The sequence below is a fragment of the Fictibacillus sp. UD genome, from assembly GCF_043558025.1.
In the GTDB taxonomy this organism is placed as follows: domain Bacteria; phylum Bacillota; class Bacilli; order Bacillales; family Fictibacillaceae; genus Fictibacillus.
This window is the reverse complement of the sequence record NZ_JARUHH010000001.1, coordinates 308,920-333,888: the sequence shown is the minus strand read 5'-3', so window position 1 is coordinate 333,888 and position 24,969 is coordinate 308,920. Positions and strand designations below refer to the sequence as shown.

The following is a 24,969-nucleotide window of genomic DNA, read 5'->3' as shown; positions in this document are numbered from 1 at the left end:
TCGCACCTTACACTCCAATCAACAATCATAGAAGACAAAATTAAAAGCTACAACTTTTTGATAAAAAGAGCGCATTGACTTCATCACCTTGTTGTTGGAGTTTGGTACAAAACCAACCAAAACAAAAAAACTCCCATCCCTGTAAAAAAACAGGGACGAGAGTTTTGAATTCACGCGGTACCACCCTGGTTATATGCATTTGAAAGCATATCACCTTGATTAAGCCTTAACGCGGCATAACGGCAGATTTTTCTTCTGCACTCCAGAGTAGCTTTCCGTTTTCCTTCTTCCTAAAACATCTTTCAGCCGGTGGATGTTTCTCTCTTTTGGAAGGTCTAAAACGTACTTATCTCTTTCAGCGATTTTTTTATCTTCTAGCGTTAGTATACGTTTATTTATTCTGACTTGTCAATCGGATGTCTGAGCCGATGTTCCCTAATATGAATGACAACCACTTTAATCACACTAAAAATAGGAACGGCAAGAATCATTCCGGGCACTCCTGCAAGCTCTCCTCCAAGCAATAGAGAAAAGATAATAAAAACGGGATGGATATGAAGATTTCGTCCTACGATAAAAGGGCCTAAAATATTGCCTTCGATGAACTGTAAAACAAGCATGATTCCAACAGTTATCCAGACCATCTTCCAAGATATCGTTAAGGCAATCAGGATGACTGGAATGGCACCTAAGATCGGACCAAAGTACGGAATGATGTCTGTTATCGCAATAACAAGACCTAATAGGATGGGATATGGCATACCCACAAACCACAGAGCTACCATCGCTGCTGCCCCTAAAATGGCTCCAACAAATAACTGCCCTCTTATATACCCTCCAAGGGATTGATCGATATCTTTTATCAAGTGCTTGCCTTCATTTCGGTATTTTCTTGGCGTAATAAACCAAAGTGCTTTTTTTAGTTTCTCAAAATCATTTAGAAAATAAAACACTAAAAATGGAACAACGATAATCACAAAGAAGTAATCTACAATTTTCCGCAAAGAAAAGATTGCATTGGTCAAAATATTTTGAGCGTTAGTCTCCATTTTCCCAATGTAATTTTCGATTTTTAAATGAACAGAATGTGGAAGTGCCGAAGTTCCTTTATCAACTTTATATAAAAGGTCTTTGTAATCTTCTGCAAGGGCAGGCACATTTTCTAACAGCTGTTTCATCTGCACAATAAAGTAAGGAAACCCTTTAACAGCTGCGTACCCTAATCCTCCAAAGAACAAGAGATAGATGCTTAAGATCGCAACAAATCGAGGCAGCCCTTTTTCATGCACGTATTCAACGACAGGATGCAGCAGATATGTAATAAGAGCAGCTAGAAAAAAGGGCAGGAATATTCCTTTTATAGCTTTCCATAATGGTTCGTACAGAGGGTAAAGTTTCATTAAAAGAAACAAACATAAAAACAATAATAAAGAAAGGGTCAGTCTGTAAACCCACTTCATTCTACTGTCTCTTGTCATACACTCACCCTTTTCTTTAAAAAACCCCGTCCTTGTTTGAGACGGGGCTTACGTACTTTAATAAATAGCTTTTGCGACTCTTTTGCGGATTCTTTTTACCCGTCTTGATGTCCAAAGATCACCGATATCGGAAAAATTGACGTTCATTTTAGACATTCTAGACATCCTCTTGTTTCTCATCGCATATGTTGCCGCTCCAATACCAAGTGCGAAAAGAGAACTCATCGTCCTGCTCATGCTGTATCACCTCGACATTAGAGTTTTACAATTATGATGTGCTTTCTCTATAAGTCAGATCTTGATCTTCAAATAAATCATCTAGTGAAGTTAGAGAGCCGTCTTCTTCCACTTGATGAAGGGACAGTCTTCCTTTAACAATGGAAAGCTCAATAAAACAGTTCCAGCAATAATACTGGTTTACACCGATTTTCCCAATATCTTTTCTACTGCAGTTCGGACATTCCACTTGCTCTCGCTCCTTTAAAATTTTACTTTTACAAGGGTGTCCTGAATACAGAGAAAATATACGCAATTATTGGTTTTGAAGAATCATGAATCATAGAAATAAAAAAGAAATGTCCGACGAGATGACAAATTACATCTCCCGAACATTTCTAGTTTGTTTCGTTTAGAAGGGTCTCATTCATTAAATCTTTTTCCAACTGCGTTTCTTGAAGACGAAGTTTCAATCCTGAGAATCTTTCCAATTCATCTGAGCGCTGAACTGCCCAAGTAAAAGCTTCTTGTTCCCCACATAGAATTAAGTACTCTTTACTTCTTGTTATTGCTGTATAAAGCAAGTTGCGCTTTAACATCCTATAATAGCTCTTTAAAACCGGAAGAACCACGATCGGATATTCACTTCCCTGTGACTTATGGATCGAACAGCAAAAAGCATGTGTGAAATGATTAAATTCACTTCTTTTATACGTTACTTCGATTTCGTCAAAGCTGATTACAATCTGGTCTTCTTTTTCCGTATTCTCTCTGGCATAAATAACAGCTACGATCTCACCAATGTCACCATTGAAAACCTGATCCTCTGGCTGATTGACAAGCTGAAGAACTTTATCTCCTTTTCGGTAAAAAACATCAGCTACTTGCAGTTGACGCTGTTTTGGTTTCTCAGGATTAAAAAGGCGCTGAAGCTCAACATTCAATCGGTCGATACCCACTGACCCTTTATACATAGGAGCTAATACTTGAATATCTCTTGAAGTGTATCCTTTTTTTATCGCATTTTCACAAACTTGAAGAATCGCTTGAAAAACTTGTTCACCAGAACATGGAAAAAACCGTCTGTCGCTTTGAGGGATCAGGAGATCATCAGGTACTTTTCCATTTTTCATTTCATGAGCTAATCGTATAATGGATGACCCTTCAGCTTGCCTGTAAATATCCACTAATCGTGTATGTGGAATATGTTCGGATTGAAGCAGGTCTTTTAATACTTGACCTGGCCCAACAGATGGCAGCTGATCTTCATCACCTACAAAAATAATCTGGATATGCTGCGGCAGTGCTTTCGATAAGGAATGAGCAAGCCAAATATCGACCATCGACATTTCATCAACGATCAATAGCTTCCCTTCTATGGGTTCATCTTCATTCTTTTCAAAATTCCCGCCGCCTTTCCACCCTAATAAACGATGGATGGTATGCGCCGGTATTCCCGTTGATTCTGTCATTCGCTTTGCGGCACGGCCTGTTGGCGCAACGAGTAAAACAGGGAAAGGTTCTTTTTTTCCTCTGTAATCATCAGGGTTCAAACTCACACCATGAATCTCGCTATAAAGTTCAACGATTCCCTTGATAACGGTGGTCTTACCCGTGCCTGGCCCACCAGTGAGCACCATTAATGAAGAGGTTAGTGCCTTTTTAATAGCCTCTTTTTGACTGTTTGCATATTTCATGTTGAGTCTTTTTTCAAGAGCTGATAGCTCAGATTCCAATTTTTCATCTTCAATGTGATAATCGTTTGGCTGAGTATGTAATAATTGATTCATCTTTTGAGCAAATCCACGCTCTGCGAAATATAGGGTTGGCAAATATACAACATTTTCTTTTACAATCAAACGCTGTTCGGTCTCCATATCTTGAATCTCTCTAAAAATACTCATCTCATCGACAGTGTTCTTTCCATCTGCTAAAAGCTTTCTCACACCCTCTAACAGTTCTTCCATCGGCAAATACGAGTGCCCGAGATCTGTACCTTGATCACGAAGCACGAACTGACAAGCAGCTTGTATTCGTTTTGGATGATTGACTTGCATACCATTTCCCTTTGCGATTTCATCAGCACGATGAAATCCAATTCCAGAAACATCTTCAATCAAGCGATAAGGCTCTTTTTTGATGACAGTAACCGACTCATCCTGATACGTTTGAAAAATCTTCATAGCGAGCTGAGGGCCAATTCCATAGGGCTGGACCGCCATCATCACTTGATCTAATCCTCTGTTCTGCAAAAGTGATTCCTGTAAGTTTTTAGCCTGTTCTTCTGTTAACTTTGGAATTTGGCTAATGTATTCCGGAGACTCCAACAGTTTGGTGATCGCATCATTGCCCATTACTTCAACAATATGTTCTGCCGTCTTCTTTCCGATTCCTTTAAACAAATCACTGGAGAGATATTGAACCATTGCTTCTTTTGATTGCGGCATCTCTTTCTGAAAAAATTCGACTTCATATTGCTTACCGTATTTCGGATGATCTTTAAATTTGCCATAAAATAAATACAGTTCATCTTCTCGTAAAGGCGGAAGAATTCCCGTAACCATGACTTCTTTTTCGTTATAATTTTCATTTGTCTCTTTCACCCTAATTCGTGCAACGGTGTAGAGGCTTTCCGATTGATGATAAACAGTAGCAATCAACGTACCTTTTATAAATCGGGACGTTTCTTGTGTTTCATCGTCGTCTAAATGAAAGGAAGGCTGCTGTGCCATAAAGCACCCCCTTTAATGGTTTGTATTCTTACTTTCGATATTTCTTTTTCCGTTCCCTGCTAAATAATGGTCAGGTTGAATGTCGAGCGCTTTTTTAAAGGCTTGAAGCGCTTCATCGTTTCGGTCAAAATAACTAAGTGTAACGCCTAAGTTGTACCATGCATCTGCATGGTTTTTATCAACCTGTACAACTTTTTCAAACGTGTTTAAAGCTGATTGGATATCACCAGTTCTCGCTAGACACAGACCAAACTGAAACAGTGCTTCTTGATCTTCGTTGTTAAGTTCCGTCGCTCTCATCAAGTATGGAAAAGCCAGCTTGTTCTCACCGAGCGAAACGAAAGACATACCTGTCATGAAGTGAGTATCGCTATCTTGCATACCGCCTTTTATGGCTTCTTGAAAAAGTTTTGCCGCTTTGGCAAATTCCTCTAAATGATAGCAAGCAATACCCGCACCATACAATGCTGCTGCAGCACTTTCATCAAGCGACAAGGCTTTATCAAAAAATTGAATTGCCTTTTCATGTTCATGAACTGCAGAAAGCAGATTTCCAAAGTTAATATAATGAACTGGATTTTGAGGATCGGCTTCAATCATTGCTTCGAGGCTTTTTGCCGCTTCCTCAAACTTCCCTTTTTTTAAATATTCAAGACCTTTTGAAGGTTCCATCTGTATTCCCCCACTTTTGATTTCCTTCAAAAGTATAACAAATCGTGCTGGATGACGCATAGTTTTTCTGGATGCTTTGGCGTGATGGGTTTAGAAAAATCTCTGGAATCGCTTATAAATCTCTGGAATCGCTCATAAATCTCTGGAATCGCTCATAAATCTCTGGAATCGCTCATAAATCTCTGGAATCGCTCATAAATCTCTGGAATCGCTCATGCAGCGAGCATAGTTATGCCGCTGCACGAGCACCACCAACACTTTGCTTATAAAAAGAAAGTCTAATGCCCTTTAAATCCTTAATAAAGCCAAAAAAACTGGCTAAGAAAGGTCATTATACCTTTTGAGCCAGTTTTTTATCATTCTTATAAATACGTGATTGGTTTATCGTTCTTGTACACTGTATCGATCGTTGCTCCGCCTAAGCAAACATCGCCGTCATAAAATACAACAGCTTGTCCGGGAGTAATCGCGCGCTGCGGTTCATCAAAAACGACATGAAGAGTTTCGTCTTCCATCACATGAACAGTTACCCCCATGTCAGGCTGGCGGTATCTGAACTTTGCTGTACATTTGAATTCAGAAGGTACAGGTTTATCCGAAACAAAACTCGATTTTACTGCCTTCAAGCTGTCTGAGTAAAGTTTGTCATTATGGAATCCTTGTTCAACGTACAGCACATTGTCTTTCAAATTCTTCCCGACAACAAACCATGGATCTCCGCTTCCACCAATACCGAGGCCGTGACGCTGCCCAATCGTATGGTACATTAACCCGTCATGCTTGCCCTTCACTTCGCCTTCAAACGTTTGCATCTCACCAGGTTTTGCAGGTAGATACTGACTTAAGAATTCTTTGAAGTCTCTTTCTCCAATAAAACAAATGCCAGTGGAATCTTTTTTCTTGGCAGTGGCAAGTCCCGCTTCCTCAGCAATCTTGCGAATCTCAGGCTTCTTTAACTCACCGATCGGGAACAGAACTCTTTTAAGCTGATCTTGTGAAAGCTGGTTAAGGAAATACGTTTGGTCCTTATTTTCATCAACACCGCGAAGCATTTTTACTTCACCATCTATTTCAGCCACACGTGCGTAATGGCCTGTCGCTACATAATCTGCACCTAAATTCATAGCGTGCTCAAGGAATGCTTTGAATTTGATCTCCTTGTTGCACATTACATCAGGATTAGGCGTTCTTCCTGCTTTATATTCTTCCAAAAAGTACGTGAATACCTTGTCCCAGTATTCTTTTTCAAAATTCACCGCGTAATATGGAATGCCGATCTGGTTACAGACCGCTATCACATCGTTGTAATCTTCTGTTGCTGTGCAGACGCCGTTTTCATCGGTATCATCCCAGTTTTTCATAAAGATTCCGATAACGTCATAGCCTTGCTCTTTTAATAAAAGTGCGGCAACTGAAGAATCAACACCGCCGCTCATTCCAATAACTACTCGTGTATCTTGAGGTGCCTTTTTGTTTAATTCCGTTTGCATACTGTCCACCTCATTTCTTTCATATGACAAACATTGTAACTTATTTTGTTAAACGTTTCACGATTTTTGCTGTCTCGATAGCCGCATACTCAATATCTTCCAGATTATTGCCGTATCCGAAGCTGAATCGAACCGATGACTTTGTCCGTTCAACTTCTCCAAACATCGCTGCTAATACATGCGAAGGCTCATGCGAACCTGCTGTACAAGCCGATCCGCTTGATGCAGCTATTCCCGCTAAATCTAGATTAACTAGAAGAACTTCTGTTTTTACTCCAGAAAAACTAACGTTGAGTATATGTGGAAGTGTACTTTTCTCACTTCCGTTTACGACATAAGAAATTCCCTCTTGATCCCAAATCTTTTTCATTGTTTCCTTATATTTTTGATATTGAGCATAACGATCTTTGCGCTCTGCTTCAGCAAGAACAGCGGCTTTATGAAGAGCTCGAATTCCTGCTACGTTTTCTGTTCCTGCACGGCGTTTTCGCTCTTGCTCTCCTCCGAAACCTTGTGGAATAAATGGAGTGCCTTCTTTTACATAAAGAAAACCAGTGCCTTTTGGACTGTTGATTTTATGACCAGAAGCACTTAAGAGATCAATGCTCAATTTCTTAACGTCAATTGATACAAGCCCATATGCCTGAACAGCGTCCGTATGAAAAATGATCCCATTTTCTTTTAATACGTTGCCGATCGACTCAATATCCTGTAATGTACCTGTTTCGTTGTTACAAAACATAATAGAAGCTAAAATCGTATCATTTCTTATTTCTTCCTGCAGCTCCTCAAGAGAGATTTGTCCGTTTTCATCAACCGGTAAGTAGGTCACATCAAAGCCTCTCTTTTCAAGTTCATGAAAAGTATGAAGAACTGCATGGTGTTCAATATGAGTTGTTATAAGATGTTTCCCTTTACCTTGCAAAGCAGAAGCGACACCTAATATTGCAAGGTTATCACTTTCCGTACCACCGCTTGTAAAAATGATTTCATTTCTGGACGCACCAATCGATTCTGCAATGGCCGCTCTTGCATCATCAAGTACTTTACGAACTCGTCTGCCGAATTGATGAATACTTGAAGGATTTCCAAAATGTTCGGTAAGATACGGAATCATCTCTTCAACCACTTCAGGATGTACAGGAGATGTTGCAGCGTGATCTAAATATACGTTTTTCATTACTCCATTCCTTCCTATATATAAAACATGTAAGCGTCCTGTCCGCCCTCGTCTTCATAATTCGCTAAATCTTCGAGTGTTGTAGAATCTAATACGTCTTTTACTGCATCACGGATTTTAATCCATAGGTTGCGTTTAGCCGGTTCTTCATCGTCCATTACTTCTACTGGAGAGATCGGTCCTTCGAGAACTCGAATGATGTCTCCAGCTGTAATCGTTGAAGCTTCTTTAGCTAAAATATAACCTCCGTAAGCACCTCTTATACTCTTAACAAGACCTGCATTTCTGAGAGGTGCAATAAGCTGCTCCAGATAGTGTTCAGAAAGACTATATTCTTTTGCGATTAATTTTAACGCGATAGGACCCTCACCTGATCTCTTTGCTAATGCCATCATGATGGTTAATCCGTACCGGCCCTTTGTTGATATTTTCAAATTGTTCACTCCGTTCTAATACAAACTTCACTAACTTTTGGCAATACGGAAGGGTTCTGCCTACGATTGCTCCAATTGTTACACAAAAAATAATGGTTCCGAATGAAATCGGTCCTTTTAACATCCATCCAAAGAAAAGAACGATGAGTTCCATAAATAGACGAATGTTTGAAACTTTCATACCTGATCTCTCGGTAAGAGCGAGCATTAAACTATCTCTCGGTCCAGCTCCGCACTCTGATGAAATATAGAGTCCGATGCCAAAGCCTAATATCAGGATTCCAATTATAAGGAAAAGCCATTTTCCAACCCACGTTATAGGATCATGGAAAAAAGGCAGCCATAAATAAAAATCAATAAACAAGCCAACAGACACCATATTTAAAAAAGCACCAGACTGAGGCATCTTTTTGGTTAATAATGATGTTGCTAAAATAACGAAAAAGCCCATAATGATCGACCACGTTCCTATCGATAACCCGAACTGTGAAAACAAACCGATATGAAGTACATCCCATGGAGCGCTTCCTAAGTTCGCCTTGATCATAAGAGCTATTCCGAAGGCCATAATAAACAGTCCCACAAAAAACACAGACCACTGAAACAAAAATTTGTTCCATCTTGAATGTTTTTGGTCTTTCACTATGCAAAATCCTTCCCTATTAAGTTGTCTGATCTTACTACTTTTCATAAATCTAAAGCTTATTATAGCATGAAATGATTTCACCTTGCATGACGTACTGTTGTATAGTATTGTCATATGACGACTAGAACAAGTGTACGGAAGGGTGAAATATCAATGGACTTGTTTTCTTATAAAGACGAAAGCTCTCACTCCTTAAAGAGACCTCTTGCTAACCGCATGCGTCCTAGAAAGATTGGGGAGTTCATCGGCCAAGAACATATTGCAGGAGAAGGAAAGCTATTAAGGCGGGCAATCGAAGCGGATCAGCTTACTCCCATGATCTTTTTCGGACCTCCTGGAACAGGCAAGACCACTTTAGCTAAAATTATCGCGAACTCAACATCAGCATGGTTTGAGCAGTTAAATGCCGTTACTTCAGGAGTGGCAGACTTAAAAGTGATTATGGGAGCAGCAAGGGAACGGCTTTTGTTAGAGGAGAAGAAGACGGTGCTCTTTATCGATGAAATTCACCGCTTCAACAAAAGCCAGCAGGACGCTCTTCTTCCTTATGTAGAAGATGGCAGTGTTATTTTAATAGGTGCAACAACAGAAAGTCCGATGTTCGAGATCAATCCCGCTCTCTTATCAAGATCACGATTGTTTCGCTTTGAACCGCTAACTGACGAGCATATCGCGAAAGTCATCGATCAAGCTCTTTCTGATAAAGAAAGAGGATACGGTAAGCATCCGATCAACATGGAAAAAGATGCTCAAAATCATATCGTTTCTATTGCGAACGGTGATGCAAGAACAGCACTTAATGCGGTGGAACTTGCTGTATTGACCACGAAACCAGATAAGGATGGCACCATCAATATCACACTTGAGATCGCTGAAGAATCCATACAGCAAAGAGTGCTTCAATATGATAAAAAAGGAGACAACCACTATGATACAGTCTCTGCTTTTATCAAAAGCATCCGCGGTTCTGATCCAGATGCCGCTCTCTACTGGCTTGCTAAAATGATTTATGCAGGAGAAGATCCGCGATTTATTGCACGCCGTCTGCTTGTGCATGCTGCTGAAGATATCGGATTAGCTGACCCTAACGCATTGTTGGTTGCCCATGCTGCAAGCTATGCGGCAGATTTTACAGGAATGCCTGAAGCACGTATCCCGCTTGCGGAAGCAACACTTTATTTAGCAACTGCTCCAAAAAGCAATAAAGTGATAACAGGAATCGATAAAGCACTTGACGCTGTAAAAAAAGAAAAAACAGGCCTTGTTCCAATCCACCTGCGTGATGCTCATTATAAAGGGGCAAAAGAATTGAAGCACGGTGAAGACTATAAATATCCTCATCACTTTGAAGATGGATATGTACCGCAGGAATATTTGCCGCGTCATCTGCAAGGCAAGACTTTTTATGAACCTACTGAACGTGGGTTTGAAAAAAATATAAAAAAACGTCTCGACTACTTCAATGAACGAAAGAAAAAAGGACAGTAAATCTATGAGACTTTTAACGGTTTTCTTATTCTGACTGCAATATGAGCTGTTCTAACTTATCAAACTAGCAAAATTTCTCTGCTTCTGTGTATAGGATTCTCTCTCATTGGTAAACATGTAAATAGTAAATGAATATTTTTGTAGCTAAGGAGAGGATTACCGTGTCAAAAATCAGACAGGACGCATGGTCAGAAGAAGACGATCTATTGCTGGCCGAAACGGTTTTGCGCCATGTCCGTGAAGGCAGTACGCAGTTGCATGCTTTTGAAGAGGTTGGAGATAAATTAGAACGAACGAGTGCAGCCGTTGGCTTTCGATGGAATGCGATCGTTAGAAAAAAATACGAACAAGCTTTAAAGATTGCTAAAAAGCAAAGAAAAGAGCGTCAGCGTGCGTTGGCAAGATCGCAACAACAGCAGCCTAAGCCTGCAGCAAAGCCTGTTCAGCCAATTCAGCAGGTTCAAACACCACAGATGCATGATGATGAAACCTATCATCCTGAAGAGTTTTTTAAGACACCATATACGTATGATAATAACACTGCAGCTTCAACGTCTGCAGCAACACCTGCAGCTCATACTCCAGCGAGCTATGTTCAGCAGCCAGCAGCTGATGCGCCGCCAGTTTCTGAAGTTTCTAATACACCAGCAGCATCGCCAGTTTCGTACTCTAATCGCCAGCCACAACCTAGTAATAGAGATGGAGTTACACTAGATGAAGTGATAGATTTCCTAAACGGATTAAAACGAAACGGAATGGCAAGCGGTAAACTTGTTCAGGAAAATATGGAACTGCGACTGCAGATGAACGAATTGCTGCAGCAAAATAAAGTGATGAAAGAACAGCTTGCCGTTCTTGAAAAAGAGCATCAAACGGTTCAGGAAGATTATCAAGCTCTTATACAAATTATGGATCGAGCAAGAAAAATGGTGCTGTTTCAAGATGAGGAAACAAATCCAAACGTAAGCTTCCGTATGGATAAGAACGGAAATCTGGAAAAACTAGCAAAATAACGTTTAAATGACTCACAAGGGTGCAACTGAGCCCGGGTGAGTCATTTTTTCGTTTAAGTTTGTGGATATTTATTGAAAATCGGATAAAAAATTTTATACGCGGAATTATTGAAGCTATAAGCGGAATTAATTGCAGTTACCTTGGAATTAATTGAGATTACCTCGTAAAAAATAAATGAGGTGTCCATGATGATTCACCTTTAAGTAATTAAAAGTATTTTGTTAACTAAAATCTCGCATACAAATAAAAAAAAGGCCCTGACCCAACTGAGACAGAACCTTTTCCTCTAGCATTTATCGAATTCTTTCAATCTTAATGTTATTTTTCTCAATAATATTATTGATCACATATCCAGCCATATACAGTCCTGATACGGACGGAACAAAAGCGTTAGAAGAAGGCGGCATTTTAGCTTTACGTATGCCAGGTGCGTTCTCAGGTACAATCTCTTTGCGGATTTCTTCGCGAATTTGTACTGGTTTTTCATCTGAGAAAACAACCGGAATTCCTTTTGTAATCCCTTCTTTTCTTAAACGCTGACGGATAACCTTAGCAATTGGGTCATAACTTGTCTTTGAAATGTCAACAATTTGAAGACGCGTCGGATCTAGTTTGTTCGCAACACCCATGCTTGAGATGATAGGGATGTTGCGGTTCAAACATTCCTTCATGAGATGTATCTTATAGGAGATCGTATCTGATGCATCAACTACAAAATCCAGTCCATATTCAAAGATCTGTTCATACGTTTCTTCTGTATAGAACATCTTAAGAGCGATAACTTCACAATCAGGATTAATAAGTGCGATTCTTTCTTTCATCAGATCTACTTTTGGTTGACCAACAGTCGTAACTAGAGCATGTATTTGACGATTCACATTTGTGATATCAACGTCATCTTTATCGATAAGGATCAAACGGCCGACTCCTGAACGCGCAAGAGCTTCAGCTGAAAAAGAACCTACTCCGCCGATTCCTAGAACAGCAACAGTTGAGTTTTTCAGAACATCGATTCCATCTTTTCCGATCGCAAGTTCATTTCTTGAAAATTGATAAAGCATACTAACGAAATCTCCTTTCAGCGTGCACATATATAAAGAAAATGCATCTTTATCAGCATATCCACTTTTGGAAACAAAATCAATATGCTTACTTGGTTTTTTTCGCACAAAAAAATGAGCCCCAAAAATGCCGTTTTCCCTTAGTTTTGAACCTGCTCTCGCAGGTGGGTGTCCTGTTTCGCATTTTGTCCGTCCCCTATCTCTCAGGGCATGGACGCTGTGAGAAAACACAAACTCCCTAGTACTTAATGTTGGCTCAAAACTTTCGGGTTGTTAACGGTCACCATAGGACCCATCGCTTAAATTCATACTATCATACGAAGATATCAAATACAAGACAAAATGTGTCTCTGTAAAAAACAATTCGTATTTTTCTAAATATTCATTTACTTGGTCTCTTGCTTCATTTTAACCGATAAGTGAAGTTCATCTAATTGCTTTTCATTCACCTTTGATGGTGCGTTGGTCAGCAAGCATGAAGCAGAAGCAGTTTTCGGAAATGCAATCGTATCTCTTAAATTAGTTCTGCCAGCTAATAGCATTACCATACGATCCAGCCCTAAAGCAATTCCGCCATGCGGAGGTGTTCCATATTCAAAAGCTTCTAAAAGGAAGCCAAACTCTTCACGTGCCGCTTCCTCAGTGAACCCTAATGTTTTAAACATTTTTTCTTGAACATCACGCTGATAGATACGCTGTGATCCGCCGCCTAACTCATAACCGTTAAGAACTAAATCATATGCTTGAGCTCTTACTTCAGCAGGGTTCGAATCCATTAAATGAAGATCTTCTGTCTTTGGCATTGTAAATGGATGGTGAAGAGCAACAAAGCGATCTGCATCTTCATCGTACTCCACAAGCGGGAAATCAACGACCCATAAGAAATTGAATTTTGATTGATCAATCAGATCCAGGTCTTTCGCTAATTTTTGTCTGAGAGCACCTAAGCTGTCTGCTACTACTGAAGGCTTATCTGCTACGAATAAAAGCAAATCTCCTTCTTCTGCATGAAGGGCACTTGTAAGGTTTGCTGCATCTTCTTCGTTAAAGAATTTAGAGATCGGTCCTTTTAAGCCTTCTGCCTCAACCTTCATCCAAGCTAAACCTTTTGCTCCGTATACTGCTGTAAATTCAGTAAGTCCGTCGATGTCTTTTCTGGAATAGCTCGCTGCTTTTCCTTTAACGTTGATCGCTTTAACTTGCCCGCCGTTCTCAACTGCTGCAGCAAATACTTTAAAACCTGACTCCTTCACAATTTCAGAAACGTTAATGAGCTCTAAACCAAAACGAGTGTCGGGCTTATCTGAACCATAGCGGTCCATAGCTTCTTTGTATGTCATTCTTGGGAATGGCTTTGGAATCTCAACACCTTTTACTTTTTCCAATAACCCAGTCATCATCTCTTCCATCATAGATAAGAGTGGTTCCTGACCCATAAAAGAAGTTTCGATATCGACTTGTGTGAATTCCGGCTGGCGGTCTGCACGCAAGTCCTCATCTCTAAAACAGCGAACGATTTGATAGTATTTTTCAAAACCAGAAACCATTAAAAGCTGCTTAAATAATTGTGGAGACTGCGGTAGTGCATAAAATTCTCCTGGATGCACACGACTCGGCACAAGATAATCACGTGCTCCCTCAGGTGTGCTCTTCGTAAGCATCGGTGTTTCCATTTCCATAAATTCATCATTCTCAAGGAAGTTACGGATATAGCGAGTTACCTCATGTCTCATCTTCATCGTTTCTTGCATAACCGGACGACGCAAGTCTAGGTAACGATATTTCAAACGTACGTCTTCTGTAATATCCATATCTTCACTAATGGAGAAAGGAGGTGTTTTTGCGCTGTTCAATATTTTTATGTCTTCACCAGAGATTTCGATCTTACCCGTAGCCATAACTTGGTTAACTGTACTTGGATCACGTTCGATTACAGTGCCAGTTACAGTAAGAACATACTCACTTCTTACTTTTTCAGCTGTTTCTAGAGCTTCTGCTGATACTTCAGGTGAAAAGACGATCTGTACAACTCCAGAACGGTCACGAAGATCAATGAAGATCAAACCGCCTAAGTCACGTCTTTTTTGTACCCAGCCAGTGATTGTTACTTTTTCACCAATAATTTGTTCAGTAATCTTACCACATTGATGTGTGCGATATTCCATAAGATGTGTCCTCCTTATTTCCCTTGCTTGATAAATGTGCTCAATTCTTCGATCACTACTTCTTGTTGATCGCCAGAATCCATATTTTTAACGTTGATGATTCCTTTTGTCAGCTCTTCTTCACCCAATATGGCAACAAATTTAGCCTTCAATCGGTCAGCGGCTTTAAACTGTGCTTTCATCTTTTTATCTAAGTAGTCTTTGTCACTCTTGATGCCGTTCTGACGAAGCTGGCTTAAGATTGAAACTGACTTTTGTTTTGCTTCATCACCTAGCGCAACAACATAACAGTCAAGCTCTTCTTCAGTTTCTAGCGTGACGCCTTCTGCTTCCAGTGCTAACAAAAGTCGCTCTAAGCTCATCGCAAAACCGATACTTGGAGTAGCAGGACCGCCTAAGTCTTCAACTAGACCGTTATATCTGCCTCCGCCGCTAAGTGTTGTTATAGCGCCAAAGCCTTCTGCTTCACTCATGATTTCAAACGCAGTGTGGTTGTAGTAATCTAATCCTCTAACTAGCGTTGGGTCTATCACATACTCAATGTTCATTCCATCTAAGCTTGACTTAACGTCTTTAAAGTACGCTTTTGACTCTTCGTTTAAGTGTTCCAAAATTGAAGGAGCATTCTTCATAAGCTCGTGATCACGGTCTTTTTTACAATCCAGAATTCGAAGCGGATTCTTCAATAATCGGTTCTGACAATCTGAACAGAATTCATCGATTCTAGGTTCAAAATGTGCGATCAGTGCTTCTTTATGAGACTTGCGGCTTTCAGCATCTCCCAATGTATTCAATACGAGACGAAGCTTTTTCAAACCAAGCTCTTTATATACCGTCATCGCAAGTGAGATTACTTCTGCATCAATGGCAGGATCTGCTGAACCCATCGCTTCAATACCAAACTGTACAAATTGACGATAGCGACCTGCTTGCGGTCTTTCATAACGGAACATAGGCTGAATGTAAAATAATTTCACTGGCTGTCCGGGAAGACCGAACATTTTATTTTCAACGTAAGATCGAGTAACAGGTGCTGTGCCTTCTGGACGAAGGGTTAAGCTCCGGTCACCACGATCATTAAATGTGTACATTTCTTTTTGTACGATATCTGTTGAGTCTCCAACACCTCTTTGAAACAAATCAGTATGTTCAAAGATCGGTGTGCGGATCTCTTTATAGTTAAATCGCGCTGATACTTCTTTCGCTTTTTGTTCGACCAGCTGCCACTTTTCGACTTCTCCTGGGAGTATATCTTTCGTTCCCCTTGGAATGTTAATACTCATTTTCTTTCATCCTCCCGCTTTTTCATGTTCGTTAAAATCAAAGGCAGTTTTCGTGTACTTTGTTGTCTTATGAAAGTGGTTGATTTCCGCTCCAGATGCTCGCTTTCCGCGGGGTGTGCGGTGAGCCTCCTAGCGCTATACACTATTAGGAGTCTCACCTGTCCCGCTTCAAGGAAGTGTCTTGTTCCTGCGTCTACAAGTTTATGCTTATGCAGTGAGCTTCCTCGTAACATGCCTTGCGAGATGTTTCTCAAGTGGTAGGCACGCACCTTGCGCTCCAATCAACTTGTCAAAGAAGTGAATCGAACACAATGCCTTTAATGCACAATATGTTAGAAAACACTCAAATAAAAAAATCCCGTCCCTTATGAAATCTGTCATTTCATAAGGGACGGGATTTTCCCGCGGTGCCACCCTGCTTCGAAGCTAAAAAGCTTCCTCATTATGCAAGTAACGATTGCCCACGTGTAACTCTACTGAGGTTGATAATAACCGTTCGAATTAAAACCTATGAAGTGTCTTTCACTTTATCATCAGGGAGAAATACTTCCAGCCGTGGTATTTCCTCTCTAACCCTGTGGGGTAAAGGTACTTTTCTTCGTCATCAGTTTTACATTTTGGAATTGTAGATTATCATACTTTTCATTAGGGTATGATGTCAATAGTTTTCGCGTTTTATTTTTTTCTTTAATTGATTTACTTGGTACAAGTTTAATCCAAACTCTTCTGCGAGTTCCATATTGTTCGATGATTTTTCAAGAGAAAGAAAATCATGAAAGCTTAGATTCTTCCACCCAGGAATCCCTTCAATACCTTTTCGGTTCTGCCTCATAAAAACCCCTCCGCCTTTTTTGGTTTAGTCTTTCCATAAAGGCGGAGGTTTCATTCATTTGTATTTACATTTTAGAATCTAAGATCAAGGTTACAGGACCATCATTTGTAAACGTTACATCCATCATCGCTCCAAAAACACCTGTTTCCACATGAACGCCTAAATGACTAAGCTTATTGTTAAAATATTCATACATGGTAATCGCATGATCAGGTTTAGCGGCTTCCATGAAATTCGGCCGTCTTCCCTTTTTCGTATCACCATACAAAGTAAATTGAGAAATGGAAAGTATGCTGCCATCGATATCCTTGAGTGATAGGTTCATTTTTTCATTTTCATCTTCAAAGATACGGAGATTCACAATTTTTTCTGCTAAATAATCTGCATCTTTCTCTGTATCGTCATGGGTAACACCAACTAATAGCACAAGGCCGCTTTCAATTTTGCCCTTCACTTCAGAATCAACTATAACCTCTGCATTTTTAGCACGCTGCAATACTACCTTCATTACAAGATCACTTCCCTTAAAGCCTATTGCATAAGCCGTCTTACGGCATAAATATCAGGAATACGTTTAATTCGCTCTACAACTTTTTGCAGATGGCTAACATTGTGAATTGAAATAGACATGCTGATTGTAGCCATTTTATTTCGATCTGACTTACCACTAACCGCTGTGATATTTGTCTTTGTTTCTGCAACTGCCTGCAGAACTTCATTAAGAAGACCGCGTCGGTCAAAGCCGTTAATTTCAATGTCCACATTGTAATTTTTAGGCTGTTCCAAATTGCCTTCCCACTCAACAGGCAACAAACGTACCTGAGCATCTTCGTTATGAACATTCACACAATCTTCCCGGTGAACAGAGACACCGCGCCCTTTTGTAATGTAACCTACAATGTCATCTCCAGGTACAGGATTACAGCACTTAGATAAACGAATCAGCATATTATCAATGCCTTTTACGACGATGCCAGAATCTGTTCGTTTTTTGGGCTCGGGCTTTTCAGCAGAATCCCTGATCGCGTCGAGGAGTTCTGAATTATCCGGGTCCTGCTCTTTTTTACGGCGTACTTTATCTGTTAGACGTGTAGCGATTTGAGCGGCAGTGATACCGTTATAACCGACTGCTGCATACATGTCTTCTTCGCCTGCAAAGTTATACTTTTGAGCTACATATTGAAGATTTTCAGTTGTGAATATGTCTTTAAGCTCGTAACCGCGATTCTTAATCTCTTTTTCAACGAGCTCTTTACCTTTAGCAACGTTCTCTTCTCTTCTTTCACGCTTAAACCATTGACGTATTTTATTTTTCGCATGAGAACTTTGAGTAATTTTCAGCCAATCTTGACTTGGTCCATAAGAATGCTTACTCGTTAAAATCTCAATGATATCTCCAGTTTTCAAGCGATAATCTAATGTGACCATCTTCCCGTTCACCTTAGCCCCAATACACCTATTCCCAATTTCTGTATGAATGCGGTAGGCAAAATCGATTGGAACGGAACCTGAAGGCAGTTCATATACATCTCCTTTTGGCGTGAAAACAAACACCATATCAGAGAAAAGGTCGACTTTTAATGATTCCATAAATTCTTCGGCATCTACAACATCATTTTGCCACTCAAGAATTTCACGGAACCACGTCAGTTTATTTTCAAAAGTACTTACAGGTGCTTTCGTAGCACCTTCTTTATAAGCCCAGTGTGCAGCAATCCCGTATTCCGCTACACGGTGCATATCAGCCGTTCTGATTTGAACTTCAAGCGGGTCTCCTTTTGGACCGATAACGGTCGTATGAAGGGACTGGTACATATTTGCTTTAGGCATGGCAATATAATCTTTAAAGCGCCCTGGCATAGGTTTATATGCGGTGTGGATAATCCCTAATGCAGCATAGCAATCTTTAATATTTTGAACGATAATTCGAACGGCAAGCAGGTCATATATCTCGTTAAACTGCTTGCCTTGCTTAGCCATTTTCCGATAGATGCTGTAAATATGTTTCGGTCTTCCAGAAATGTCTACCTGAATGTTAACTTCTTTTAACTTGCTCTTCATTTCATCCATCACTAGATGAACATACTCTTCCCGTTCAGCTCGTTTTTGCTGCATTAAGTTAACGATTCTGTAGTATTGCTGTGGATTTAGGTACCTTAAAGAAACATCTTCAAGCTCCCACTTAATGGTTGAAATCCCAAGACGATGGGCAAGCGGAGCGAAGATTTCAAGCGTTTCATTCGCTTTTTGAATCTGTTTTTCTTTTGGCATATGTTTCAGTGTACGCATGTTGTGAAGACGGTCAGCAAGCTTGATCAAAATACATCTGATATCTTGTGCCATCGCAACAAACATTTTGCGATGATTCTCAGCCTGTTGTTCCTCTTTTGACTTGAACTTGATCTTCTTCAGTTTTGTAACACCATCAACAAGCATAGCCACTTCTTCATTAAACTGGTTGGATATATCCTTAAGAGTAATAGAGGTATCTTCAACTACATCGTGAAGAAACCCTGCAGCTACAGTTACAGGATCCATTTGCAGGTTAACAAGGATGGCTGCTACTTCAACAGGATGATGAATATAGGGCTCTCCCGATTTACGGAATTGTCCCTCATGTGCACTTTTTGCGTATTCATAGGCCTTCGTAATAAAGCCGATGTCGTCTTTAGACAGATAGCTTTCCGCTTTTTGCAATACTTGCTCAATCGTCATGGAATCACCTTACGTTGTCATTGTATATTGCTTCTATTATCGTTAAATTGAACCCTCATGTAAAGCGAAAAACGAAATTTGTCGAATGAATGGGCAGTTTTTGTGACAGGATTGTAAAAAAAGGCTGTTTCTGCATGAATGAATTCTGTAAAAAGAGGTTGATTTCCGTTGCAGGTGCTCGCTTTCCGGGGGGTCTGCGGTGAGCCTCTTAGCGCTTTGCAGTGATAAGAGTCTCACCTGGCCCACTAGTCCCCCAGGAGTCTCGCACCTTACACTACAATCAACTTATCGAGATGTCCTTGAAAGAATCTTCAAATAGCAACAGCCCTTTTGCTTTTTAGAAGGAAATTAAAAAAGAGCCCCTTTAATAGGAACTCTCTCATCTGTTTAGTATTGAGTTAAAGTGAAGATATCATAACCTGAAAGTTTCTTGCGGCCATCTAAGTAAGTAAGTTCGATCATGAATGCGATACCTACAACTACTCCGCCAAGTTCTTCAACAAGCTTAATCGTTGCTTCAATTGTTCCGCCCGTTGCAAGTAAATCGTCTGTGATCAAGACTCTTTGTCCTGGTTTGATCGCGTCTTTATGCATTGTTAAAACATCTTTACCATATTCAAGACCGTAATCGACCTTAATTACTTCACGAGGAAGTTTTCCTTCTTTTCGAACCGGAACAAATCCTAGTCCAAGAGTGTAAGCTACAGGACATCCTACGATAAATCCGCGTGCTTCAGGTCCAACAATAACATCGACCTGTTTTTCTTTAGCGTACACAGCAATATCATCCATTGCTTGTTTATATACTGCACCATCAGACATAAGTGAAGTGATATCTTTAAAACGAATGCCTTCGATTGGAAAATCTTCTACTACTGAAATAAACGGCTTATAATCCATGAATCTTTGCCTCCTGAAAATTACAAACTGGCTTTTGGCCGGGTTTGTTCTGTAAACCAGCTTTTTAAAGAATGATAAGAAGAATAAACGAGCTGATTTTCTATGTCTGCTTGTTCAAACTTTTTCTGATATGTTTCAGAACTTTCTAATTCTCTTTTGCTAGGTTCTTTATTAATGAAAATAACACCATCGTCTATTGTAACAAAATCCAGCTCAAAAAACACCTTTGACATAAAATCTATTGTTTCTTTTGACCAGCCCTTCCATTTCGCGAGTTCTGCACCATCTTTACGAACATTAAACGTTTTTCGTTTGGCTAAAAAGCCATAAAACCATTTAAAGTGTTCTCTTGTTGGCAGCGTAGTGAAAAAGTGTTCTGTGTTTTGGTGGAACACTGCATAAATCCGAGATGGTTCTCCGATCGTTTCCAGCCATTCTGAAAAACGAGCAAGAGAGGAAGGGACATCTAAGAACACTAAATATTTATCTTTAAAATAATCTTTCGGAAGTGTAGAAAGCTCATCTTCTCCGATCACGTGTTCAGTTAATCCCTCTAGTCCCGCAAGTTTTAATGTGTCTTTTTCAAACGCGATAAAACATGTTTTGGAGTATGGCAGACCAATCAACCTTTTACCAGCGTCTTTTAGACCACGGTAGTCAAAAAGCTGAAAATGATTTACAGAAAGATCTTCAAGAAGAAGTTGAGGTTTTCGATAACCGTTCCATTCGTTTAATTGAATTTGACCGACTAATGAAAGCAAAGAGTAAGGAGTCATCTCATCAAGTAAACTTCCTTTTTGAAAACCGATACAATCCAATACAGACATCTCACCATTTCCTACCTGTAATTTTAGGTGGTTTGACTGACTGCCAATCCTTTTCATCTCGCGTATAGGCACTTCTTCAATCAATACTCGAGGTGATGGATTTCCTACACCAAAAGGAGCTAAAGTACTTAGCATCTCAACAGTTTCCAGTGAAACCTCGCCTAGAGTAGCACTAAGATCAATAGAAGTAACCGGAAGATAATCTTCTGGTTGTAAACAATTCTTCGCTTGCTTAATGAGCCTCTTTCTCAGCTCATCCACATCATGCATCGACAAGGTCATTCCTGCTGCCATCGGGTGACCTCCGAAATGAGGCAGGATATCTCTTGATTCGGACAGATTCTCAAACATATCGAAACCTTTTATGCTCCTGGCCGATCCTTTTGCCGTTTCCTTTTCATGATCCAAACAAAGCACGATGGTTGGCCGGTAAAATTTTTCTACCAAACGGGAGGCTACTATTCCGATAACCCCTGGGTTCCAACCTTCTTTCGCAAGAACTAGCACTTCATTTTCGTCAGATGGAAAACTCTCTTCAACCATAGTGATTGCTTCTTTCGTGATCTCATTAACGATCCCTTGACGCTCTTTGTTAACCGAATCGATCTCTTCAGACAGCATGGCAGATTCTTCACGATCGTTTGAGGTAAACAACTCTACAACTGGCATCGCTGATCCAAGCCTGCCTGCTGCGTTTACTCTCGGTCCGATCGCAAACCCTACATCTTCTGCTGAAAGTTCTTTTTCGTAAAGTCCTGCTACTTTTAACAGCTCTTGCAAACCTATCTTATCTGTTTTTGAGAGTGCTTCTATTCCAAGTTTCGCGATCACTCTATTTTCATCAACAAGCGGTACAAGGTCTGCTATTGTTCCTATACACGCAAAATCAAGCAAGTGCAGCAAAGGTTTTCCGTGAAGCGCATGCGCTACTTTAAAAGCGACTCCTACCCCCGCTAGACCGGAAAAAGGATACGTGCAGCCAGGTTTTTTAGGATTAATGATGCTATAAGCATCTGGTAATACAGGCGGCGCTTCATGATGATCGGTAATGATAAAATCAAGTCCGATCTCTTTAGCAACAGCTGCCTCATGTACAGCAGAAATTCCCGTATCAACGGTTACTACAAGTGAATAGCCTTCTTCTTTCGCTTTTCTGAGAGCGGGTTCATTAGGTCCGTATCCCTCTGTGAATCGATTGGGAATATAATAATCAAACTGTGCCCCTAATTCTTTCAGCGCATAATACATAACCGTTGTACTGCTGACACCGTCTGCATCATAGTCTCCAAAAATCAATATCTTTTCTTCAGATTCTATCGCTTTATGTATCCGCTCAACACTTTCTTTCATACCATCCATCAAGAACGGATCGTGAAATTGATTCGTATCTATTTTTAAAAATGCTTGTGCTTCTTCTATTGTCTCAATCCCTCTAACGATTAGCAAATTTGCAATAAGCAGAGGTACGTCTAATTCTTGGGACAACCATTTTGCCTTTTCTTCTGAAGGTTTTTGGATTTCCCACCTTGTTCTAGGCTCCAGCATAAAAAATCACCTCTTAACCTATTCATTATACAAAACAGGATAAGAGGTGACAATTTATGAATGAAATTTATCTTTAGATTTCTGGTTCTGCTTCAACAGGTCGTGTCTTTTTCGATTTCATCTGTCGTGATTTCATTACGTACCACAACTGAGAGGCGATAAAGATTGATGAGTAAGCACCAAAAGTTAGACCAATTAACAAGGCAATGGAGAAGTTTCTGATGGAATCTGCTCCAAAAATTAATAGAGCAACTGCTGCGATGATTACCGTCAGTACAGTATTGATGGATCGACCTAACGTTTCACGAATACTTCTATTAACGATTTCAGCTAGCTTTTCTTGTGTTTTTACTTTTTCAAGTTTCATATTTTCACGAATACGGTCAAATGTAACAATCGTATCGTTGATGGAATAACCAACAATGGTCAAAACAGCTGCGATGAACGGCAGATCAACTTCAATTCTTAAGATGCTAAAGATTGCAATGATCATAAACGCATCGTGCAGTAACGCAACAACGGAGGCAACAGCCATGGACCACTCGAAACGGAATGCTACATAGATAATGATACCAACTGAAGCAATCAGAACTGCAAATAGGGCGTTTTGTGCAAGCTCACGGCCAACAGTCGGTGTTACAGTACTTATACTTGGTGTTTCCCCATATTTATCTTCAAAATGGGTGTTTATCTTTGCCACTTCGTCTTTTGATAATGCTCCCTTAAAGGCAACATTTGCTTGATCATTATTTCCGGCTAGTACAACCGATTCTGGATCGAGACCAAGTGACTTAAACTCTTCTTCAACACCTTCATTTGTTAACGTTTCAGTCGCTTGAATATTAACACGTGAACCACTATCAAAATCAATACCAAGTTTTAGACCGATTGTAAGTAAAAATACAATTCCAACAATCGTAAGGAGAGTTGAGATGATGAAATAAAGGTTTCTGTTTTTTACAAAGTCGTAATTAAAGCTCACGGATGTCACTCTCCTTTACACCAAACAACCCTGGCTTTTTATCCATCACACGTGACTGTACCCATAGTCCAAGGAATAGTCTTGTTCCGAAAACGGCTGTGATGAAACTTGCCAGTACCGAAATGATTAAAACCAATGCAAAACCTTTTACTGAACTCGTCCCATAAGCGAATAAAACAGCTGCTGCAAGAATCGTTGTAATGTTTGCATCAAAGATCGTTGTAAATGAACGGCGGTTCCCCGCTTTAAAAGCACTTAAAACGGATTTTCCGCTTCTCAATTCCTCTTTTATACGTTCATACGTGATAATGTTAGCGTCAACTGCCATACCCACACCTAGAATAAGTGCTGCGATACCAGGCAATGTTAAAACGCCGTTCATTAAATAGAAAATGGCTAAAATCAACCAAATATAGATGGATAGAGTTAATACAGCAATAATTCCTGGGATACGGTAGAAGATCAGCATGAATAAAAAGATTGCTGCAATACCGATAAAGCCAGCAAATACTGTTTCGTTTAATGCTTTTTCACCGAATTTTGCTCCAACAGATGTAGAATATACTTCATCAAGCTTAACTGGCAAGGCTCCTGCATTTAGGATACTTGCAAGACTTTTTGCTTCTTCTACTGAGAAAGATCCCTCGATCATAACGTCGCTTTGTGAAAGCACTTGATTAACAGCAGGTGCAGAAATGTATTTGGGCTCCTTACCAGCTAATTCTTTTTGCTGTTCTTTCTTAAACGAATCACCTTTTTCAAAATCTAACCAAATAACAAGAACATTTTCACCAGGAGGCATGTTCACGATTTGTTCAGTAACTTGTTTGAACTTGTCAGCATCTTTAAGTTCAAGTGTTACTATTGGATTGTTCGTTTGTTGCGCAAATGACTGTTTTGCAGCATTTCCTTTTAAATCAGATCCATCAAGCAACACTTTGTCATTTACATCACGAAACGTAAGTTCTGCTTGCGTAGACAATAGTTCACGCGCTTTATTTTGATCAGACACACCGGCAAGCTGAACACGGATACGGTTGTTGCCTTCGATCTGAATATCAGGTTCAGACACACCTAACACGTTGATACGGCTGTTTAACGCTTCAACCGTGCTATTTAACGTTGCTTCCGTTATTTTTTGACCTTTTTTTACAGGTTCAACATCATAAAGCACTTCAAAACCGCCTTGGAGATCAAGTCCAAGCTTTGTTTCTTTTACGATCTTTTCTGTCGTAAGCCCAATAAGTGCGGCAAACATTAGAAGTACGATAAAAAAGATGACGATCTTACTTCTCTTTACCACTTTAAG

The 24,969-nt window shown here is 40.0% G+C and carries 19 protein-coding genes, 1 other RNA gene, 1 pseudogene and 2 other annotated features; of the genes and pseudogenes, 2 read left to right on the top strand and 19 right to left on the bottom strand.

The genetic code is table 11. The features are described 5' to 3' along the window. Positions 1-148: 148 nt before the first annotated feature. Positions 149-368 (bottom strand) — a binding site (T-box leader). A gap of 27 nt (positions 369-395) precedes the next feature. The 9 genes from P8610_RS01655 to P8610_RS01615 all read right to left on the bottom strand — a co-directional run bounded on the left by P8610_RS01655 (position 396) and on the right by P8610_RS01615 (position 8,845). Continuing rightward, on the bottom strand, positions 396-1,460 hold the full coding sequence (locus P8610_RS01655) for an AI-2E family transporter (RefSeq protein WP_394602865.1): 1,065 nt from the start codon (positions 1,458-1,460) through the stop codon (positions 396-398). A gap of 75 nt (positions 1,461-1,535) precedes the next feature. Then, on the bottom strand, positions 1,536-1,715 hold the full coding sequence (locus tag P8610_RS01650; RefSeq protein WP_394602864.1) for a DUF3918 domain-containing protein: 180 nt from the start codon (positions 1,713-1,715) through the stop codon (positions 1,536-1,538). 31 nt (positions 1,716-1,746) lie between these two features. Continuing rightward, positions 1,747-1,944, bottom strand: a complete 198-nt coding sequence (locus tag P8610_RS01645) for a hypothetical protein (RefSeq protein ID WP_066240196.1) — start codon at positions 1,942-1,944, stop codon at positions 1,747-1,749. 148 nt (positions 1,945-2,092) lie between these two features. Further along, positions 2,093-4,426, bottom strand: coding sequence for an SF1B family DNA helicase RecD2 (recD2, locus tag P8610_RS01640; RefSeq protein WP_394602863.1), 2,334 nt, complete (start codon positions 4,424-4,426; stop codon positions 2,093-2,095). A 12-nt stretch (positions 4,427-4,438) separates the two neighbouring features. Next, positions 4,439-5,098: a tetratricopeptide repeat protein gene (locus P8610_RS01635; RefSeq protein WP_289495010.1), complete on the bottom strand. Its 660-nt coding sequence runs from the start codon at positions 5,096-5,098 to the stop codon at positions 4,439-4,441. Positions 5,099-5,460: 362 nt separating this feature from the next. Beyond that, entirely contained in the window at positions 5,461-6,588 is a 1,128-nt protein-coding gene (mnmA, locus tag P8610_RS01630) for a tRNA 2-thiouridine(34) synthase MnmA (RefSeq protein WP_394602862.1), read from the bottom strand. 40 nt (positions 6,589-6,628) lie between these two features. Beyond that, positions 6,629-7,768, bottom strand: coding sequence for a cysteine desulfurase family protein (locus tag P8610_RS01625; RefSeq protein ID WP_394602861.1), 1,140 nt, complete (start codon positions 7,766-7,768; stop codon positions 6,629-6,631). Positions 7,769-7,782: 14 nt separating this feature from the next. After that, entirely contained in the window at positions 7,783-8,202 is a 420-nt protein-coding gene (cymR, locus tag P8610_RS01620) for a cysteine metabolism transcriptional regulator CymR (protein ID WP_066239593.1), read from the bottom strand. After that, positions 8,135-8,845 carry a YczE/YyaS/YitT family protein gene (locus P8610_RS01615; RefSeq protein ID WP_394602860.1) on the bottom strand — a complete coding sequence of 237 codons (711 nt, stop codon included), beginning with the start codon at positions 8,843-8,845 and terminating at the stop codon, positions 8,135-8,137. Before P8610_RS01615 ends, cymR begins: the two co-directional genes overlap by 68 nt. Before the next feature lie 156 nt (positions 8,846-9,001). Between P8610_RS01615 and P8610_RS01610 the strand changes: the two genes are divergently transcribed. Both P8610_RS01610 and P8610_RS01605 read left to right on the top strand, forming a co-directional pair. After that, positions 9,002-10,336: an AAA family ATPase gene (locus P8610_RS01610; protein ID WP_394602859.1), complete on the top strand. Its 1,335-nt coding sequence runs from the start codon at positions 9,002-9,004 to the stop codon at positions 10,334-10,336. Between the two features lie 161 nt (positions 10,337-10,497). Next, positions 10,498-11,349 carry an RsfA family transcriptional regulator gene (locus P8610_RS01605; protein WP_394602858.1) on the top strand — a complete coding sequence of 284 codons (852 nt, stop codon included), beginning with the start codon at positions 10,498-10,500 and terminating at the stop codon, positions 11,347-11,349. 294 nt (positions 11,350-11,643) lie between these two features. Here the strand turns inward: P8610_RS01605 and P8610_RS01600 are convergent, their stop codons facing one another. The 10 genes and pseudogenes from P8610_RS01600 to secDF all read right to left on the bottom strand — a co-directional run bounded on the left by P8610_RS01600 (position 11,644) and on the right by secDF (position 24,963). Then, on the bottom strand, positions 11,644-12,411 hold the full coding sequence (locus tag P8610_RS01600) for a tRNA threonylcarbamoyladenosine dehydratase (RefSeq protein WP_394602857.1): 768 nt from the start codon (positions 12,409-12,411) through the stop codon (positions 11,644-11,646). A 114-nt stretch (positions 12,412-12,525) separates the two neighbouring features. Beyond that, a non-coding RNA gene (gene ssrS, locus P8610_RS01595) (6S RNA) lies at positions 12,526-12,706 on the bottom strand. Between the two features lie 91 nt (positions 12,707-12,797). Further along, positions 12,798-14,576, bottom strand: coding sequence for an aspartate--tRNA ligase (gene aspS, locus P8610_RS01590; protein WP_394602856.1), 1,779 nt, complete (start codon positions 14,574-14,576; stop codon positions 12,798-12,800). Positions 14,577-14,590: 14 nt separating this feature from the next. Continuing rightward, the gene (hisS, locus tag P8610_RS01585) at positions 14,591-15,859 is read right to left on the bottom strand and encodes a histidine--tRNA ligase (protein ID WP_394602855.1); all 1,269 of its coding nucleotides are present in this window, start codon (positions 15,857-15,859) and stop codon (positions 14,591-14,593) included. A gap of 384 nt (positions 15,860-16,243) precedes the next feature. Further along, positions 16,244-16,473 (bottom strand) — a binding site (T-box leader). A gap of 44 nt (positions 16,474-16,517) precedes the next feature. Beyond that, a complete protein-coding gene (locus tag P8610_RS01580; protein ID WP_289495002.1) occupies positions 16,518-16,691 on the bottom strand; it encodes a hypothetical protein in 174 nt (57 codons plus the stop codon). A 64-nt stretch (positions 16,692-16,755) separates the two neighbouring features. After that, positions 16,756-17,199 (bottom strand): D-aminoacyl-tRNA deacylase, encoded by a 444-nt coding sequence (dtd, locus tag P8610_RS01575; RefSeq protein WP_394602854.1) that lies wholly within the window; start codon positions 17,197-17,199, stop codon positions 16,756-16,758. Positions 17,200-17,222: 23 nt separating this feature from the next. Next, positions 17,223-19,406, bottom strand: a complete 2,184-nt coding sequence (locus P8610_RS01570) for a RelA/SpoT family protein (protein ID WP_289495000.1) — start codon at positions 19,404-19,406, stop codon at positions 17,223-17,225. Between the two features lie 387 nt (positions 19,407-19,793). After that, entirely contained in the window at positions 19,794-20,306 is a 513-nt protein-coding gene (locus P8610_RS01565; protein ID WP_289494998.1) for an adenine phosphoribosyltransferase, read from the bottom strand. Positions 20,307-20,326: 20 nt separating this feature from the next. Further along, a complete protein-coding gene (gene recJ / locus P8610_RS01560) occupies positions 20,327-22,678 on the bottom strand; it encodes a single-stranded-DNA-specific exonuclease RecJ (RefSeq protein WP_394602853.1) in 2,352 nt (783 codons plus the stop codon). Positions 22,679-22,751: 73 nt separating this feature from the next. Further along, positions 22,752-24,963: pseudogene (secDF, locus tag P8610_RS01555) on the bottom strand (protein translocase subunit SecDF). Positions 24,964-24,969 lie beyond the last annotated feature (6 nt).